This window comes from Nocardia sp. NPDC003482, assembly GCF_053588115.1.
In genome coordinates this window covers 645,514-662,057 of record NZ_JBSFPI010000001.1, presented here as the reverse complement: position 1 = coordinate 662,057, position 16,544 = coordinate 645,514, and the positions used below count along the sequence as shown (strand labels likewise).

The following is a 16,544-nucleotide window of genomic DNA, read 5'->3' as shown; positions in this document are numbered from 1 at the left end:
GTCGATGTTTCGGCCGAGCGTAGGAACTCGCGAAACCCGGTGCGAGACCCCAGTTTTCACGCCCCCGCGACGCGGGGGTCAGGCCCTGGACGGCACCGCGGCCCGCGCGTTCGACAACCCCAGGTTCTCCCGCAGCGTGGTCCCGGTGTACTCGGCGCGCAGCACCCCGCGATCCTGCAACAACGGCACCACCCGGTCGACGAATTCGTCGAGACCCCACGGCACCAGATGGGAGCCCAGGATGAACCCGTCGGAGCCGTCGTTCTGCACGAACTCGTCGATCCGCTCGGCCACCTGCGCGGGCGTCCCGACCAGGGCGCCGCGTTCGAACTGGTCGATCACCACCTCCCGCAGGCTCAGCCGCTTGGCCTCGGCCACCTCGCGCAGCCGCCGCGCGGTCGCGAAGCGATCCTGGTGCACGAACGCGCGGCCCTGGATGATCGGCGGCGCGTCGGGGTCCGGGTCGATCGCGGGGACCGGGCCCTCGGGGTCGTAGCCGGACAGGTCGCGATTCCAGATCTGCTCCAACAGGATCAGCGCGGTCTGGCCGGTGACCTGCTCGTCGCGGATCGTGTGATACTTCTCGACCGCCTCGGCCTCGGTGTCGCCGAGCACGAAACTCGCCGACGGCAGGATCTTGATGTCGTCGGCGGAGCGGCCCGCGGCGACCGCGCGGGCCTTGACGTCGCGGTAGAACTCCGCGGCCTCGGGCAGTTTGCCGTACGGGGAGAAGATGGCGTCGGCGTTGGCGGCGGCGAACGCGCGGCCCTGCGGCGACACCCCGGCCTGGAGGATCACCGGCCTGCCCTGCGGGCTGCGCGGCACCGAGAACCGGCCCGCGATATCGAACTGCTGGCCGCTGAGGGCGAATTCGCCACCGTCCGAATCCCACAGGGCGCGAACGGCTTTCAGCGTCTCCTCCGCCCGCACATACCGGTCGGCGGGATCGAGGAAGCCGCCGCGGCGGAAGTTCTGCCCGGTGAACGCGTCGAAGGAGGTCACCACATTCCACGCCGCGCGGCCGCCGGAGAGGTGATCCAGGCTCGCGAACTGGCGGGCCAGCTCGTAGGGCTCGTTGAAGGTGGTGTTGATCGTGCCCGCCAGCCCGAGGTGTTCGGTGACCGCGGCGAGCGCCGCCAGCACGGTGAGGGTGTCGGGGCGGCCGATGATGTCCTGATCGAAGATCCGGCCCGCGCGTTCGCGCAACGCCAGCCCCTCGGCGAGGAAGAAGAAGTCGAACCTGCCGCGTTCGGCGGTGCGGGCGGTGTGCTCGAAACTGGTGAAGTCGATCTGGCTTCCGGCGCGCGGATGCCACCACGCGGTGTGATGGTTCACCCCGCCGAGATAGGCGCCGAGGATGATCTGTTTGCGGTGGGTGCTCACGTCCGGCCTCTCAGGCAGTCGCGTAACGGTTGGGAACATCGGTGGGCAGGCCGAGCAGCCCGCGCAGCGAGCCGCCCGGATACTCGGTGCGGAACACGCCGCGGCGTTGCAGGGCGGGCACGAGCCGGTCCGCGACGGCGGTCAGATCGTCCACGGCCACGCCCGGCCGCAGCCGGAACCCGTCGAGCCCGTGTTCGCTCCACGCCACGATCAGGTCGGCGAGGTCCTCGGCGGCGCCCGCGAAAACGGCGGCGTCCGAGGCGAATTCGGCCCCGGCGCGCTCGTCGAGGCGGGCCAGTCGCCGCGCGCCGGGTTCGTCGGCGTCGAGGAACACCACCAGATCGGCGTACACGCGCAGCGGTTCCCCCGTCCGGCCGACCCGCTCGGCCGCGGCGGCGACCTCGTCGACGATCGAGCGCGGCCCGTCCGCCAGCGTCGGCGTGACGAACACCAGATCCGCCGCGCGCGAAGCGAATTCGTAGATCAGCGGCGCGTGCGCGAGCGCGGTCACCACCGGCTGCCCCTGCGGCGGGCGCGGGGTGATGGACGGTCCGCGCACGCTGAAGAAGCGGCCCTCGAAGTCGATGTAGTGCAACTTGTCCCGGTCGATGAACCGCCGGTTCGCCACATCCCGGATCTCCGCGTCGTCCTCCCAGGAGTCCCACAGCCGCCGCACCACCTCCACCGCGTCGGCCGCCTCCTCGAACAGCTCCCGCACCTGCTGCGGGAACTCCCCCGACGCGACCGCCGCCGCCCGCTCCGCCGCCGTCAGCTCCCGCACCTCGCGCCGCCCGAAATGCCGTGCCTGCGCGGCGCTTCCGGCCGCCCGCACCTGCCACCCCGCCCGCCCCCGCGAGATGTGATCCAGCGTCGCCAGCGCCTTGGACACATGGAACGGCTCGGTATGGGTCGTGGTCACCGTGGGAATCAACCCGATGTCCCGGCTCACCGGCGCCACCCGCGCCGCGATCAACTCCGCGTCCAGCCGGGCCCGCCCGCTCAGATCGTCATCGATGGTCACGAAATCCAGCAGCCCGCGCCGCGCGATCCCCACCAGATCCGTCCAATACCCCGCCCCGAACACCTCCGCACCCCGCGAACTCCCCTCCCGCCCCGCGGCCGGATGCCACCCCGCCCCATCCAGCGCGACCCCCAGATGCAGTGATTCCGCTGCCATCGTCTCTCGTTCCTGTCCGTGCGCGACTTGTCCTGCCGTGCAACGCGAGACGCGCGGCCGAATCCCCCGCACCACCCTCGGCGTCGTCGGCCCGCCGAACTCCGTCCCCCGGGTGACGAGCGAAAACCGCCCGCGCTCAGGCGATGTCAACGATTCCGATCAGCTCGAGCACCGGGAAATACGCCCCCCGGAAACGAATCCGGGCCGGTCCCGAAGGACCGGCCCGGACGCTCAGCGCCGAACGATCACGCCAGATCGAAGCGGTCGTTGTTCATGACCTTCACCCACGCGGCGACGAAGTCGTGGACGAACTTCTCACCCGCGTCGGCCTGGGCGTAGACCTCGGCGACGGCGCGCAGCACCGAATGCGAACCGAAGACGAGGTCGTTGGCGGTGGCGGTCCACTTGGTCGCGCCGGAGCGGTCGATGCCCTCGTAGACGTTCTCGGCGGTCTCCGACGCCTTCCACTCCACGCCCTCGGGGTCGAGGAGGTTGACGAAGAAGTCGTTGGTCAGCACGCCGGGACGGTCGGTGAACACGCCGTGCGCGCTGCCGCCGAAGTTCGCGCCCAGGGCGCGCAGGCCGCCGATGAGGACGGTCAGCTCGGGGGCGGTCACGTCGAGCATGTAGGCCCGGTCCAGCAGCAGCCGCTCGAGCGGGGCCTTCTCCCCGGCGCGCGCGTAGTTGCGGAACCCGTCGGCGCGCGGTTCGAGCACCGCGAACGACTCCACATCCGTGTTCTCCTGCGTGGCGTCGGTGCGGCCCGGCGCGAACGGCACGGTCACGTCGTGACCGGCGTCCTTGGCCGCCTTCTCCACCGCGGCCGAACCCGCCAGCACGATCACATCGGCCAGCGAGACCTTCTTGCCGCCCGAGGCGGAGTCGTTGAACTCGCGCTGGATCTGCTCGAGCACCGGCAGCACCTTGGCCAGCTCGGCGGGCTCGTTGACCTCCCAGTCCTTCTGCGGGGCCAGCCGCAGCCGGGCGCCGTTCGCGCCGCCGCGCTTGTCGGTGCTGCGGAAGCTCGCCGCCGCCGCCCACGCCGTCTTCACCAATTGCGGCACGGTCAAACCGGATTCGAGGACCTTGGCCTTGAGCGCGGCCACGTCCTGCCCGTCGACCAGTTCGTGGTCCACGGCCGGGACCGGGTCCTGCCACAGCTGCGGCTCGGGCACCCACGGGCCGAGGTAGCGGCTGACCGGGCCCATGTCGCGGTGCAGCAGCTTGTACCACGCCTTGGCGAACGCCTCGGCCAACTCCTCGGGATGCTCCAGCCAGCGGCTGGTGATCTCGCGGTAGATCGGGTCCTCGCGCAGCGCCAGGTCCGAGGTGAGCATGGTCGGGGTGCGGCCGGGGCCGCCGAACGGATCGGGGATGGCGCCCTCGCCCGCGCCGTCCTTGGGCTTCCACTGCCACGCCCCGGCGGGGCTCTTGGTCAGCTCCCACTCGTAGCCGTAGAGGTTCTCCAGGAAGCCGTTGCTCCAGCGGGTCGGGGTGGCGGTCCACACCACCTCGAGGCCGGAGGTGATGGCGTCCTTGCCCTTGCCGGTGCCGTGCGCGCTCTTCCAGCCCAGGCCCTGCTGCTCGATCGGGGCGCCCTCGGGCTCGGGGCCGACCAGGTCGGGGTTGCCCGCGCCGTGGGTCTTGCCGAAGCTGTGCCCGCCGACGATCAGCGCGGCGGTCTCCTCGTCGTTCATCGCCATCCGGCCGAACGTCTCGCGGATGTCGCGGGCGGAGGCCAGCGGATCCGGATTGCCGTTGGGCCCTTCGGGATTGACGTAGATCAGGCCCATCTGCACCGCGCCCAGCGGGTTGGCCAGTTCGCGGTCGCCGCTGTAGCGCTCGTCGCCGAGCCAGGTGTCCTCGGGACCCCAGTAGACCTCCTCGGCCTCCCAGATGTCGGGACGGCCGAAGCCGAAGCCGAAGGTCTGGAAGCCCATCGAGTCCAGGGCCACGTTGCCCGCGAACACCAGCAGGTCGGCCCAGGAGATCTTGTTGCCGTACTTCTGCTTGACCGGCCACAGCAGCCGCCGCGCCTTGTCCAGGTTGGCGTTGTCGGGCCAGCTGTTGAGCGGGGCGAAGCGCTGCGCGCCCTGACCGCCGCCGCCGCGGCCGTCGAAGGTGCGGTAGGTGCCCGCGGCGTGCCAGCTCATGCGGATGAACAGGCCGCCGTAGTTGCCGTAGTCGGCGGGCCACCAGTCCTTGGAGTCGGTGAGCACCGCGGCCACGTCGGCCTTGAGCGCCTCGACGTCGAGCTTGGCGAACTCCTTGGCGTAGTCGAAGTCCTCACCCAGCGGGTTGGACTTCGAGGAGTGCGCGTGCAGGATCGACACGTCGATCTGCTCGGGCCACCAGTCCCGGTTGGTGTGCGGGCGCCCGGTCTTCGGGGTCGGCGACGGGATCGCCGGGTTCTCGCTCTCGCTGGCGCTGTGGGTTTCGGTCGCCGGGTTGGGCGGACGGCTGTCGGATGTCACGGCATTCCTTCCTCATGAGTGGGTGCGAGCTACGGTGAAAGTCGTTGCGGCTCGGCCTGTTTCGCCGAGCAGTCGGGGCACAGCCCCCAGTAGACGACCTCGGCCTCGTCGATGGCGAAGCCCCGGTCGTCCGACGCGGTCAGGCACGGGGCCGCGCCGACCGCGCAGTCGACGTCGGCGATCACCCCGCACGCCCGGCACACGACGTGGTGGTGGTTGTCGCCGACGCGGGACTCGTAGCGCGCCACCGAGCCGGAGGGCTGGATGCACCGGATCAGCCCCGCCTGGGTGAGCGTGCGCAACGAGTCGTACACCGCCTGATGCGACACCGTCGAAAGACGGTCCCGCACAACGCGAATGATCGAATCGGTATCGGCATGCGGATGGTCGTGCACCGCGCTCAGCACCGCCATCCGCGGGGCGGTCACGCGCAGCGCGGCCTCCCGCAACATGTGCTGGACTTCACTGGCTGTGGGCACGAACGCCAGTCTCGTCCCTTTTCTGGAATGAGTCAAGCATTTGATCGAGTCATTTTTAGAACTCCCCCACGGTGAGATCCACCGCACACCCTTCAAGATCGGGAGTGTTCCACAGCACCCCGCCTCCCGACCGCCGAATCGCGGAATCGATCCGCGCCGTCCGCCGCCCGCCCGCACCCCGTCCCGTTGCCCCGAGACCCGCGGGGCGGCGATTCGGCAACGGCCGCAACGACTTTCGTCCCGCGTCAGGGCTTGACGCCCACCCCACACCAGACCCCGAACGCGGTGTCGGCCCAGGCGAGGCGTTCCTCGGGGATGTAGAAGTCCGGGTTGGGCCGCCAGCGGTGCACGGGGACCACGCCGGGCTCGACGAGGTCCAGGCCGTCGAAGAAGCGGGTGACCGCGGCCTTGTCGCGTAGCGCGACCGTCATACCGGCTCGGGCGTAGACGCCGACGATCTTCTCGAACACCTCGGGGTTGAGGTCGCTCGAGCCGTGGGTGACGGCGAGGTGGGAGCCGGGGGCGAACGCGTCCATATAGGTGCGGACGATGTCGTAGGCGCCCTCCTCGTCGGTGACGAAGTGCAGGATCGCGGCGAGGTTGAGGGCGACGGGCTGGGACAGATCCAGCACCTCGCGCAGCGTCTCCGATTCGAGGATGACGTGCGGGTCGCGGATGTCGGCGGGGATGAAGTCGGTGCGGCCCTCCGCCGAGCCGAACATCAGCGCCCGCGCGTGGGCGAGCACCAGCGGATCGTTGTCGACGTAGACCACCCGGCAGCGCGGGTCGACCGCCTGCACCGCGTTGTGCAGATTGGGTTCGGTCGGGATGCCGGTGCCGATGTCGAGGAACTGCCGGATCCCGCTGCGGGCCGCGAAACGCGCGGCGCGGTGGACGAATTCGCGATTGGCGCGGGCCGCCTGCGCGGTCTCGGGAAAGACCTCCATCACCGTCGAGGCCGCCTCCCGGTCGGCGGCGAAGTTGTCCTTGCCTCCCAGGTAGTAGTCGTACATGCGCGCCGAATGCGCCTTCTGCGTGTCGAATTCGACAAGATCGTGTGCCATCGAAGCCTCCCCATCAGGTGTGCCGCGGACCTTCCCGTGAAGGTACACGCCTCGATTTCACTCCGCCGCGATCGCGTCGACGACGTCGAGCACGCCTCGATTTCACTCCGCCGCGATCGCGTCGATGACGTCGAGCACGCCTCGATTTCACTCCGCCGCGATCGCGTCGATGACGTCGAGCCGCCCGGCCCGGATCGCGGGCGGCACCGCGCCGAGCAGGCAGACGGTCAGCGCGATCCCGGTGGACCACAACGCGATCGGGTCGAGGTCGTAGCGCACGTCGATGCCCGCGAGCACCCGCAGCACCCGATCGGCCAGCACGTGCACCGCCTCCCCGCCGAGCACGCCCATGCCGCCGCCGACCACGCCGACCGCGAGCGCCTCGACGAGCACCAGCCGCGTGACGAATCGCCGCCGCGCGCCCATGGCGCGCAGCACGCCGATCTCGCGGCGGCGCTGCACGACCGCGAGCAGCAGGGTGTTCATGACCGCGAAGGCGGCCAGCACCGCCACGATCCATTGCAGCCCGACCGCGAAGGCCCCGGCCTGATCGACGCTGACCAGGCTGGCGGCGTACGCCTGGCGGCCGGTGGCGAGTTCCGCGCCCGCGCCGAGGTCGTCGCGCACCGCCGCCCGCACGGCCGCGGCGTCGGCCCCGGGCGCGAAAGTGACCGCGAGATAAGTGGATCCGGGCCGCCGGAACCAGTCGCGCATACCGTCCAGGCTCATGCCGATCACCCCGGCGTCGATGGACAGATAACCGAATTCGCCGAGCACGGGCACGCGGTGTATCCCGGTCGGGGTGCCCACGGCCAGCTCGTCCCCGACCCGGATGCCGGACCGGTCGGCCAGCAGCCGCGACACCACGACCCCGCGTCCGGCCAGCACCTCGGCCCGCACGCCCGGATCGAGCAGTCCGGCGATATTCGGATTCCCGTCGGCGAGTCCCGCGACCTGCACGCGCTGGTCCCCGAGGGTGACATAGGCCCACTGCCCGCCCGCCACCGTCGCCACCCCCGGCGTCGCCCGCACCCGGGCCGCCCAGTCCGGCGGCAGCGGCGTGGTCGGGAAACCGTCGTGCCCGGCGGCGGTGATCAGCAGATCGATGCCGCGCAACGGCTCGAAGGTGCCGCTCGCCGACCGCACCAGATCTCCGAGCGACCCGTTGACCGCGATGCCGATGGTGACCGCCACCCCCACGCTCATGGCGGTGGCCCAGGTCCGGCGCGGCGCGCGGTGGATCGATGCGGCGGCCATCCGCCCGGGCGATCCGGCCCACCGGCACAACCATCCCGCCGCCGCGACCACCGGCCCGGCCACGGCCAGCCCCAGCGCCAGCAGTCCACCCGTGAGCACCGCGACCGCCGCCACCACGGCCACCGACTGCGCCCGCACCGCGATCACCGCCGCCAGCGCGACCCCCGCGACCGCCACCAGCGCCGCGACGACGCGCAGCCGCGGCGGAAACGGTTCGCCCGGAGCGAGATCCGCGGCCCGCAACGCCTCGGTCGGCGCGATCCGTGAAACCTGATGCGCGGCAATGAGACTCGCCGCGACGGCGGTGGCGACGCAGATCACCAGCGCGACCGGGAAGACGGCCGGGGTCAGCTGGTACTCCAGTCGCGCCGAGACGACCTGCACCAGGAATCCGGGCGTCCGCCCGATCGCCCACCGCGCCAGCAGCAGGCCCAGCGGAATCCCGACCGCCGCCGCGGCGACCCCGATGAGCGTGGCCTCCACGAGCAGATCGGCCGCCACCGTCCGCCGCCGCGCCCCCACCGCCCGCAGCACGGCAATCATCGGACGCCGTTGCGCCACGGCCATGGTCATGGCGTTGAACATGAGGAACGCCGCCACCACGAGCGACACCGCGGCCACCAGCAGGGTGATGCTTCGGGTCAGCACGAGCGCGTTGCGCACCTGCGCCGAGTTCAGATCCGCGGCCGTGACCAGGGCGCGGTCGTCGATGGCCGCCGCGATCCGGTCCCGCAACTCCCCCCGCGCCACCCCCGGCCCGGCGACGACGAACACGGCGTCGACCTGCCCCGCCCGATCGGCGACGCGCTGCGCCAACGGCAGCGGCGCGGCGACGAAACGACCGCCGTTGATCCGCCCCGCGGTGTCGGCGGGCACCACCGCCGCCACCCTCATCCGCCGCTCCCCCAGCGAGAATGTCTGCCTCACAGCGAGATTCATCTGTGCGCCGACCACCACGGCGTCGCCGCCGAGCAACTCCGGATGCGCCCGCAGCTGCGCGGTCAACGCGGCCTGCAACGGCGACCGCAGCCGCGCCACCGACGGATCGACCCCGAGCACGGTCACCGGATCCGCCCCGCCCACGGTGCTCCGCAACAACGGCACCGCCGCCGCCACCCCCGGCACCCGCGCCACGGTCGCCGCCAGCTCCTGATCGAACCCGGTATCGGAATATCCGAGCACCGCCAGATCCGACTCCCCGGCAATGCTCCGATTCAACGCCGTCGCCGACCCGACCAGCGACGAGTAGGTCGTCACCACCGCCACCAGCAACGCCGCCGCCACCCCGAGCACGACCACCAACGCCGCACTGCGCCCGCCGTGCGCGGCCACATCCCGCCAGGTGAGCACCCGCATCCGAGCGAGGAAGCCCCCCGTCACGACACCTCCCGCAGCGTCGGCGCCCCCGTGTCCGCGACGATGCGGCCGTCGCGGAGGGTGATGGTGCGGTCGGTGCGGGCGGCGGCGTCGTGGTCGTGGGTGACCAGGACGATGAGGCGGCCGGATTCGTGGGCGAGGTCGGCGAGCAGGTCGAGGATCGCCGAACCCGTTGCGGTGTCGAGGTTTCCGGTCGGTTCGTCGGCGAGGACGATCGGCGGGTCCATCATGAGGGCGCGGGCGATGGCGACCCGCTGCATCTGACCGCCGGACAGTTCGGCCGGGCGGTGCGCGGCGCGGTCGCCGAGGCCGACGCGCGCGAGCAGCCGGGTCGCCTCGGCGCGGGCCCGTCGCACGGACTGCCCGGCGAGCATCCTCGGCAGGGCCACGTTCTCCCACGCGGACAGGGTGGGCATGAGGTGGAAGTCCTGGAACACGAATCCGACCGTCCGCAAACGGAAGTCGGCCTGCTGGTCGTCGCCGAGCCCGCCGATGTCTGTGCCGCCGATCAGCACCCGTCCCGAGGTCGGCGAGTCCAGCGCCCCCAGCAGGTGCAGCAGGGTGCTCTTGCCCGCCCCGGACGGACCGACCAGCGCGACGAACCGGGATCCGGTCAGCCGCAGATCCACCCCGTCGAGGGCGCGCACGCGCTGCCCGCCGATCCGGTATTCGCGCACCACCTCGGTCAACTCGACATCCACGACGCCTCCCGCTCGATCCGGCACGCCCGCGCGTACGCGGCGCGCAGTGGTTCGCCGACGCGGCCCGCCGGGGTGAACCGGTGCCCGAACAGTTCCCGGTAGCGCCGGAACCAGCGCGGATCCTCGGCCAGGAACAGGATGTCGTGCACGGCCATGCGCCGCAGGGCGAACAGCGGGTACGGCGCGGTGTTCACCGCGAACAGCGGATTGTGCACCGACGGTGCGCGGCAGTCGGGATGGAACTGCCCGACCATCAGCCCCCGCTCCACCACCGCGGTCTTGGCCTGCCGATGTCCCTCGTCGATCAGCCACCACGCCTCCCGCGGCAGCCCGGTGACGACCACCAGCAGCGCGTCGAGATCGCCCCGCCCCGGGACGGATTCGAACCGTTCGGCGACGGCCACGATCAGCTCCGCCATGCGCGCCGCCTCGTGCGGCCCCCGCCATGGATGTTCGAGCAGCGTCAGCGCGCCCGCCTTGCGCGCCGGGAGCACGAACGGGCAGATCGGTCCGTCCCGCCCGAGGTCGGGGTGCGGCCTGCCGACCCGTTCGGTCAGCCATCGCGAAAGCGCCCGCGCCACTTCGGGTTCGGGCTCGCGCAGCCGGAGGTTCACCGGTCCGCCCCCGCTTCGATGACGCACACCCCACCGGCGGCACTGCTGTCCAGCACGGTCAGACCGGCCGCGCCGAGCAGCTTCTCGTATTCGGCGAGGGTGCGTTCGCGACCGGAGGTGACGGTCGCCATGTAGAGGCTCATGAGGGCGGCCGTGGGGTCGATGTCGGCGTCCGGGTCGGGCTGGTGGTGTTCGACCACGAGCAGCCGCGCGCCCGGGCCGAGGGCGGCGCGGCAGCGGGTGAGGAGGGCCACGCAGGCGTCGTCGTCCCAGTCGTGGCAGATGTGCCGCAGGATGAGCAGCTCGCCCGCGCCGAGGGCGAGGTCCAGCGGCGCGAAGAAGTCACCCACCACGCAGTCGCAGCGGGACGCTAAACCATTGTCCCGCATGCGTTCCCGCGCGCGTTCGACGGCGGCGGGTCGATCGACGAGCGTCCCGGTCAGCGCGGGGAACTCCGTGAGCAGCCGGGCGAGCAGGTAACCGTCGCCGCCGCCGAGGTCCACGACGTGCCCGCGTCCGGCCACCCGCGCCATGACGGCGCCGAGATCCGATTCGGCTCCGCGCGCCTGGGATTCGTCGAAGACCGCGCGCAGCGCGGGATCGGAGTCGATCTCGGCGAAGAACGACCGCCCGTAGACGGCGTCGAAGGCGGGCCGCCCGGTGCGCAGCGTGATCTCCAGCGCGCCCCACGCCGGACCCACCACCTCCCGCACCAGCAGCGCGGTCGGCAGCGCCGAGGCGGGGTGCGCCGCGCGCAGACACCGCCCCCGCGCGGTGAGCCGGACGAGCTCCCCGTCGAACCGGACCAGATCGTACGCGGCCAGCAGCCGCAGCAGATCCGCCAACCGCCCCGGATGCAGATCGGCGGACGACGCCAACTCTGTTGCGCTACAGCCGGATTCGCCGATCCGTTCGGCCAGTCCGAGGGCGGCGAAGGCGCACACCGCGTCGGAGACGAGCCGCCCGTAGATGAGATGCCGCACCGCCAGCGCGTCGGTGGTGTCCCGCATCGCGTCCCTCCTCATCGGTCACCGAGCCGCACCGGCAGCCCGCCCGCCAGCAGCGGCGCGAGCCCCGGTCGCTCGACCATCGTCCAGTCCGGCGGCAGCGCCGGACGGTACCGGCGCAGGATCGCCGCGAGCACGAAAGGCACCAGCGCGTACGCCAATTGGGCGGCCAGGCAGCGATGCGGCCCCGTCCCGAAGGGCAGATACACCGGTCCCGCCCGCCGCTCCCGGGGCGCGGAGTCGAGGAACCGCTCGGGCGCGAACCGATCCGGCTCCGGCCACCAGCGCGGATCGCGGTGGATCACCGCCAGCGGGAACACCAGCGGCACCCCCGCGGGGATCCGGTAGCCGCGCGCGATCGACGGCCTCGCCGCGATCCGCAGCAGCGGCGCCGACCCCTGCAACCGCAGCGCCTCCTCGAAACACGCTCGCGCCCAGCGCAAGTCGCGCACGGCCTCGATGCCCGGCCCCGGCGGGAGCGTCGCGCATTCCGCGCGGAGCCGTTCGGTCGCCGCCGGATCGGCGAGCACCCGCGCGAAGGTGTGGGTGACGGCCGAGGTCATCGCCCCGTAGGACGCCGACAGCAACAGCACCAGCTCATTGGTGACCCCGAGATCGTCGGCGGGCGACCCGGTGCGCGCGTGCAGCTCCAGCATCGCCGCGAGCAGATCGTCGTACGGTTGCGCGCTCGCCCGCCGCCCCCGCACCCGCGCCGCCACGGTCCGGTACAGGCGCACGACCGCGTGCGGCGGCACCCGGTCCGGGCCGCGCACCAGGTTCGGCGGCCCGCCCGTGAGCCGGATGAACCCGAAAACCGCTGTCGCCAACCGCAATCCCTGATCGACGACGCGCACCTGCGTGGCGGGCAGGGGCTCGGTGAACAGCGCCGCCAGCAGACCCGCCAGCACCAGCCGCGACACCACCCGTTGCAGATCGACGACGTCTGCGTCCCGGGCGGCGGCGATCTCCTCGTCCACGCGGTCCTCGATAGTGTCGGCGGCCCGGCCGAACGCCCCCGCCAGCGAGGCCCCCGCGAACATCGACGCCATGGCGCTGCGCTTGGCGCGGAACCGCTCCCCCTCCTGAAATGCCACCCCGCCCACCAGGTTCCGCAGCGGCAGGCGATAGCCGAGCTTCTGGAAACCACCGGAGGTGTCGTTGAGATAGCGGGCCGCGTCCTCGGGATGCCCGATCAGCACGGCGTCGCGCACCGGCAGCCGCACCCGGCACACATCGCCGTGTTCGCGCAGCGCCTCCCGCACGAACGCCCCGCGATCGCGGGTGTACGGGATCAGCGAGCCGAGCAGCGGCCGCCCCGGCGGACCCGGCAGATGATCGAGCCCGCTCATGCGGCCGCGTCCCGCTCGGTGCGGCTGTCCAGGCGCAACAGATCCGCGACCACGATCAACACCGCCCCCACCGCCACCACCGCGATATTCGCGGGGGCGGGATCGATGAGCAGGACGAGCGAGGCGAGGAAGCCTGTGGACACCAGCATGTCGGTGCGCAGCACCGCGTTCCCCGCGATCATGGTATCGGCCCGGATCAGCCGCACTCCCTGCCACGCGATCACCGGCAACCACAGCAGGGCGAACAGCACTCGAATCGGGAACGCGCCCACGGCGATCGGCACCGCGACCCCCGCGTACACGACCAGCGTCACCACCGCCGCCGTGCGCGCCGCTCGCGCCCGCGACGCCGACACCGTCGCCGAGGTGGACAGCCGCACGGCGGCGTCGCCCGCGAAATCGGGCACGTTCTTCACCAGGCCCTTGGCGCAGAACCACACCAGCAGATACAGCCCCGCCACCAGCAGCCGCCAATCCCCCAGGCGCGCAAGCGCGTCCGGCGCGAGCGCCACGATACTGACGAACGGATAGGCGACGACCGTGGCGAACAACAGAATCCCCAGCACCGGCCGTTCCTTGAGCCGCAGCGGCCGCAGCGAGTACTGATGCGCGCCCACCAACGCCAGCACGACCGCGCCGAGGAACAGCGGCGTCGAGAACGCCGCGGCCAGCAGCGTGAGCGCACACAGCGCGACGGTGTCGCGCAGCAGCCGCGCCCGCCCGTAGCCGATCAGCCGGAACACCCGCATCGGCAGGTTCGCGCTGTCCTCACCGATATCGGAGTAGATGTTGAACAGGTTCGCGATCATCCCGATCGCGAAGAACGCCACCGAGCCCAGCGCGGTCCGCCAATCCTGGTGTATCCCGGCGAATTCCAGGCCCAGCTGGAACGCGAGGATCATCGGCACACAGGTGCGCGGCCGGGCGAACGCCACGAACACCCGGACCCGATCGGCCACCGGCAGTTCCGGATCGCCGTCCCCGGACCGCCGCGCCAGCCAGATCCGCTCGGCCGGCGTCAACGCCAGGAAGTCGGCGAAGGACATGTGCCGCGGATGCCGCTGGAAATCGGTGAAGGCACGCGCCGAGGTCACCATGGTCATCGGCCCCGCCGCGCGAACCGATCGAGCACCTCGGCCACCGCCGCCACCGACGCCGGTGTGGTCGCGGTGATCCGCACCCCGAGGCCCGGATAATCGCACACCGCGACACCGTTCGCGGCGAACGCGGATGTCAAGGCCACACTGTCCGCGGTGGGCAGCCAGACGAAATTGCCGTACGGATCGGGCGCGGCGAAACCGGCCGCCCGCGCCACCGCGACCAGCTCGGTGCGCACCGCACGCACCCGAGCGACCCGTCCCGCCAGCTCGTCCGGATACCCCAGCGACGCGACGGCCGCGACCGACCCGAGCGTGCCGACGTCGTAGGCGACGAGGGTCGCGCGCAGCCGCCGCATGAGCCGGGGATGCCCCACCCCGTAGCCGACGCGCAGCGCGGCCAGCCCGTGCGCCTTCGAGAACGACCGCGTCACAACGAGATTCGGGTGCGCGGCCACCAGCGCCAGGATGTCGGCGCGCTGGTAGTCCTGATCGAAGTCCAGATACGCCTCGTCCAGCACCACCAGCACCGCGGCGGGTACCTGTTCCAGGAACGCGGCCAGCGCGTCGGCGCGGACCGCCTCCCCGCTCGGATTGTGCGGGGAGGTCACGATGACGGCGACGGTGTCGGCGTCGATCGCCGCGCCCATCGCCGCCAGCGGCTGCCAGGCCCCCGGCCGTCCCGGTACGGGCCGCGGTCTCGCGCCCGCCGCCCGCACCAACGCGTCGTATCCGGTGAAACTCGGCGTCGCGAACACCACGTCCGCGCCGGGCCACGACACCAGACGCAGCGCGGTCGTCAGCGCCCCGGAACTGCCGTGCCCGGCGAAGACCTCGGTCTCGGCGACGCCGAGGTGCTCGGCGACGGCCGCGCACAGCTCGCGGGCGAGGGGCTCCGGATAGCGGGCGAGCCGGTCCAGTTCGGCCCGCACCGCCGCCCGCACCCCGGGCGGCACGCCGTGCGGAATCTCGTTGCGCGACAGGTCGAATGCCACGTCCGCGCGGGTGGCCGGGGGCGCGCTCACGCCGCCTCCTCGGGTTCGCCCGTCGCCGACCGCACCCCGCGCAGCAGCGTCACCGCCTCGCCCAGCAACGCGGTCAGCTCGGCCAGCCGCTCGTCGACCGCGGCGAGCACGACCTCGGAGCGGGCCATCGTGGCCGCGGCCCCGGCCACCGTCTCCCCGACCACGTCGAGGGCGGATTCGGTGCGCGCGAAGGTGTCCTCCACCCGGCGCAGCACCGATTCCGCGTCGACCAGCGTCCGCTCCGCGCGCGCCAGCGTCTCCAGCGGGTTCTTCGACAGCAGTCCCATGTGCCCTGTCCCTTCCGGTTCAGCCCGCGACGCGTTGCGCCGCATCGGTTTCCGGCGCCGCGTCGGACGGCCCGGTCGCGTAGCCCGCGACCGCCGACGGCCCGTACAGCCCGCCGAGCGCCAGCCGCCGCACCCAGGAGTGGTCGAACATGCCGAAGGCCAGGCCGACCATGAACGGGTTGCCGCCGATCCGATAGGCCAGGCGGGTCGCAGCGTACTGCGTCCCGTATCGGCGGCGCAGCAGCCGCTGATAGTTCGAGAAGTCGTGCGGCCCTTTGCCGTCCAGCGCGTCCAGCGCGCACAGCGCGGCCTCCATCCCCGTCTCGAGGGCCTTGGAGATGCCGCCGCCGCTGGACGGTTTGATCGCGCCCATCGCGTCCCCGGCCAGCAGCAGACCCGGCCGCCACGGCGGCCACTGGGTGAAGCCCATCGGCAACCGCCACGCCTGCACGCCCCGGGACCTGCGCAGCTCGCCCAGGTCCGGCAACTTCCATTCCGCCGGAAGGGATTTCGCGAAGTCGTCGAGGATCGTGACCAGATTCCCGTCCCGCCATCCCCGGAAGGTGGTCAGATACCCGACCCCGACATTGATCCGGCCGTCGCCCAGCGGGAACACCCACCCGTAGCCGGGAATCGGACGGCCGTTGGGGCGCAACGGCATATGCACCTCGAAACACGGATCGTCCGGCCGCAGCGACGGCATCTCCGCCCGCGCCGCCACCGCCGTCGTACCGGTGATGCGGGTGCGCAGGCCGAGCCGCTTCTTGATCGGCGAGTACGCCCCGTCGGCGGCGATCACGACATCGGCGCGGATCGCGCCGCCGCGCGTCTCGACGCCGGTCACCAAGTCCCCCTCCAGGATCGGGCCGAGCGCCTCGCAGCCCGCGCGCACCTCCGCGCCCGCCGCCGCGGCGTGCGCGAGCAGCAGGGCGTCCAGTTCGAGTCGCCGCGCGGTGCGCGCGAGGCTGGGCAATCCGGGCCGATCCGGCCACCGCACCCGCCATTCGCTGTGCCCGCGGATTCGGACGGAGTCGATCGCGGGGAAGCGTTCCATGGCCGCGCTCAACCCCATTCGGTCGAGCATGCTCAGCCCGCGCGGGGTCAGCCCGTCGCCGCACGGCTTGTCGCGCGGGAACTCGGCCTTGTCGACGCAGACCACCGACGCCCCCGCGGTCGCCGCCTGCCACGCGGCCGCCGCGCCCGCCGGTCCCCCGCCGATCACGGCGATGTCGTATTTCCTCATGGCTCGCGTC

14 protein-coding genes are annotated in these 16,544 nt (G+C 72.1%); all 14 read right to left on the bottom strand.

Annotated features, from left to right (window positions below):
• Positions 1-78: 78 nt before the first annotated feature.
• The 14 genes from ACWDSJ_RS03035 to ACWDSJ_RS02970 all read right to left on the bottom strand — a co-directional run bounded on the left by ACWDSJ_RS03035 (position 79) and on the right by ACWDSJ_RS02970 (position 16,534).
• Positions 79-1,383, bottom strand: coding sequence for an LLM class flavin-dependent oxidoreductase (locus ACWDSJ_RS03035; protein ID WP_450028978.1), 1,305 nt, complete (start codon positions 1,381-1,383; stop codon positions 79-81).
• Between the two features lie 10 nt (positions 1,384-1,393).
• A complete protein-coding gene (locus ACWDSJ_RS03030; protein ID WP_450028977.1) occupies positions 1,394-2,560 on the bottom strand; it encodes an LLM class flavin-dependent oxidoreductase in 1,167 nt (388 codons plus the stop codon).
• Positions 2,561-2,805: 245 nt separating this feature from the next.
• The gene (gene katG / locus ACWDSJ_RS03025) at positions 2,806-5,034 is read right to left on the bottom strand and encodes a catalase/peroxidase HPI (protein WP_387357844.1); all 2,229 of its coding nucleotides are present in this window, start codon (positions 5,032-5,034) and stop codon (positions 2,806-2,808) included.
• Positions 5,035-5,063: 29 nt separating this feature from the next.
• Positions 5,064-5,486: a Fur family transcriptional regulator gene (locus tag ACWDSJ_RS03020; RefSeq protein WP_450029025.1), complete on the bottom strand. Its 423-nt coding sequence runs from the start codon at positions 5,484-5,486 to the stop codon at positions 5,064-5,066.
• Between the two features lie 272 nt (positions 5,487-5,758).
• Positions 5,759-6,577 carry an SAM-dependent methyltransferase gene (locus ACWDSJ_RS03015; RefSeq protein ID WP_450028976.1) on the bottom strand — a complete coding sequence of 273 codons (819 nt, stop codon included), beginning with the start codon at positions 6,575-6,577 and terminating at the stop codon, positions 5,759-5,761.
• A 147-nt stretch (positions 6,578-6,724) separates the two neighbouring features.
• Positions 6,725-9,214 carry an ABC transporter permease gene (locus tag ACWDSJ_RS03010; RefSeq protein WP_450028975.1) on the bottom strand — a complete coding sequence of 830 codons (2,490 nt, stop codon included), beginning with the start codon at positions 9,212-9,214 and terminating at the stop codon, positions 6,725-6,727.
• Complete coding sequence (locus ACWDSJ_RS03005; protein WP_387357838.1) at positions 9,211-9,912, bottom strand: ABC transporter ATP-binding protein; 702 nt, start codon at positions 9,910-9,912, stop codon at positions 9,211-9,213. Before ACWDSJ_RS03005 ends, ACWDSJ_RS03010 begins: the two co-directional genes overlap by 4 nt.
• Entirely contained in the window at positions 9,897-10,526 is a 630-nt protein-coding gene (locus tag ACWDSJ_RS03000) for a DUF6875 domain-containing protein (protein ID WP_450028974.1), read from the bottom strand. The genes ACWDSJ_RS03005 and ACWDSJ_RS03000 overlap by 16 nt, the downstream gene beginning before the upstream one ends.
• Positions 10,523-11,536 carry a methyltransferase gene (locus ACWDSJ_RS02995; protein ID WP_450028973.1) on the bottom strand — a complete coding sequence of 338 codons (1,014 nt, stop codon included), beginning with the start codon at positions 11,534-11,536 and terminating at the stop codon, positions 10,523-10,525. The genes ACWDSJ_RS03000 and ACWDSJ_RS02995 overlap by 4 nt, the downstream gene beginning before the upstream one ends.
• A gap of 11 nt (positions 11,537-11,547) precedes the next feature.
• Positions 11,548-12,882: a cytochrome P450 gene (locus tag ACWDSJ_RS02990; protein ID WP_450028972.1), complete on the bottom strand. Its 1,335-nt coding sequence runs from the start codon at positions 12,880-12,882 to the stop codon at positions 11,548-11,550.
• Positions 12,879-13,985: a UbiA family prenyltransferase gene (locus ACWDSJ_RS02985; RefSeq protein ID WP_450028971.1), complete on the bottom strand. Its 1,107-nt coding sequence runs from the start codon at positions 13,983-13,985 to the stop codon at positions 12,879-12,881. The genes ACWDSJ_RS02990 and ACWDSJ_RS02985 overlap by 4 nt, the downstream gene beginning before the upstream one ends.
• Positions 13,982-15,004, bottom strand: a complete 1,023-nt coding sequence (locus tag ACWDSJ_RS02980; protein ID WP_450028970.1) for a pyridoxal phosphate-dependent aminotransferase — start codon at positions 15,002-15,004, stop codon at positions 13,982-13,984. Before ACWDSJ_RS02980 ends, ACWDSJ_RS02985 begins: the two co-directional genes overlap by 4 nt.
• Positions 15,001-15,291, bottom strand: a complete 291-nt coding sequence (locus ACWDSJ_RS02975; protein ID WP_450028969.1) for a hypothetical protein — start codon at positions 15,289-15,291, stop codon at positions 15,001-15,003. Before ACWDSJ_RS02975 ends, ACWDSJ_RS02980 begins: the two co-directional genes overlap by 4 nt.
• A 19-nt stretch (positions 15,292-15,310) precedes the next feature.
• Entirely contained in the window at positions 15,311-16,534 is a 1,224-nt protein-coding gene (locus ACWDSJ_RS02970; protein WP_450028968.1) for a geranylgeranyl reductase family protein, read from the bottom strand.
• Positions 16,535-16,544: the final 10 nt, after the last annotated feature.

What these genes read in the sequence shown, in the direction of transcription:
- ACWDSJ_RS03030 (WP_450028977.1), bottom strand. Translation starts at nt 2,560, where the DNA reads ATGGCAGCGGAATCACTGCATCTGGGGGTCGCGCTGGATGGGGCGGGG.
- ACWDSJ_RS03020 (WP_450029025.1), bottom strand. Translation starts at nt 5,486, where the DNA reads ATGTTGCGGGAGGCCGCGCTGCGCGTGACCGCCCCGCGGATGGCGGTG.
- ACWDSJ_RS03015 (WP_450028976.1), bottom strand. Translation starts at nt 6,577, where the DNA reads ATGGCACACGATCTTGTCGAATTCGACACGCAGAAGGCGCATTCGGCG.
- ACWDSJ_RS02995 (WP_450028973.1), bottom strand. Translation starts at nt 11,536, where the DNA reads ATGCGGGACACCACCGACGCGCTGGCGGTGCGGCATCTCATCTACGGG.
- ACWDSJ_RS02990 (WP_450028972.1), bottom strand. Translation starts at nt 12,882, where the DNA reads ATGAGCGGGCTCGATCATCTGCCGGGTCCGCCGGGGCGGCCGCTGCTC.
- ACWDSJ_RS02985 (WP_450028971.1), bottom strand. Translation starts at nt 13,985, where the DNA reads ATGACCATGGTGACCTCGGCGCGTGCCTTCACCGATTTCCAGCGGCAT.
- ACWDSJ_RS02975 (WP_450028969.1), bottom strand. Translation starts at nt 15,291, where the DNA reads ATGGGACTGCTGTCGAAGAACCCGCTGGAGACGCTGGCGCGCGCGGAG.
- ACWDSJ_RS02970 (WP_450028968.1), bottom strand. Translation starts at nt 16,534, where the DNA reads ATGAGGAAATACGACATCGCCGTGATCGGCGGGGGACCGGCGGGCGCG.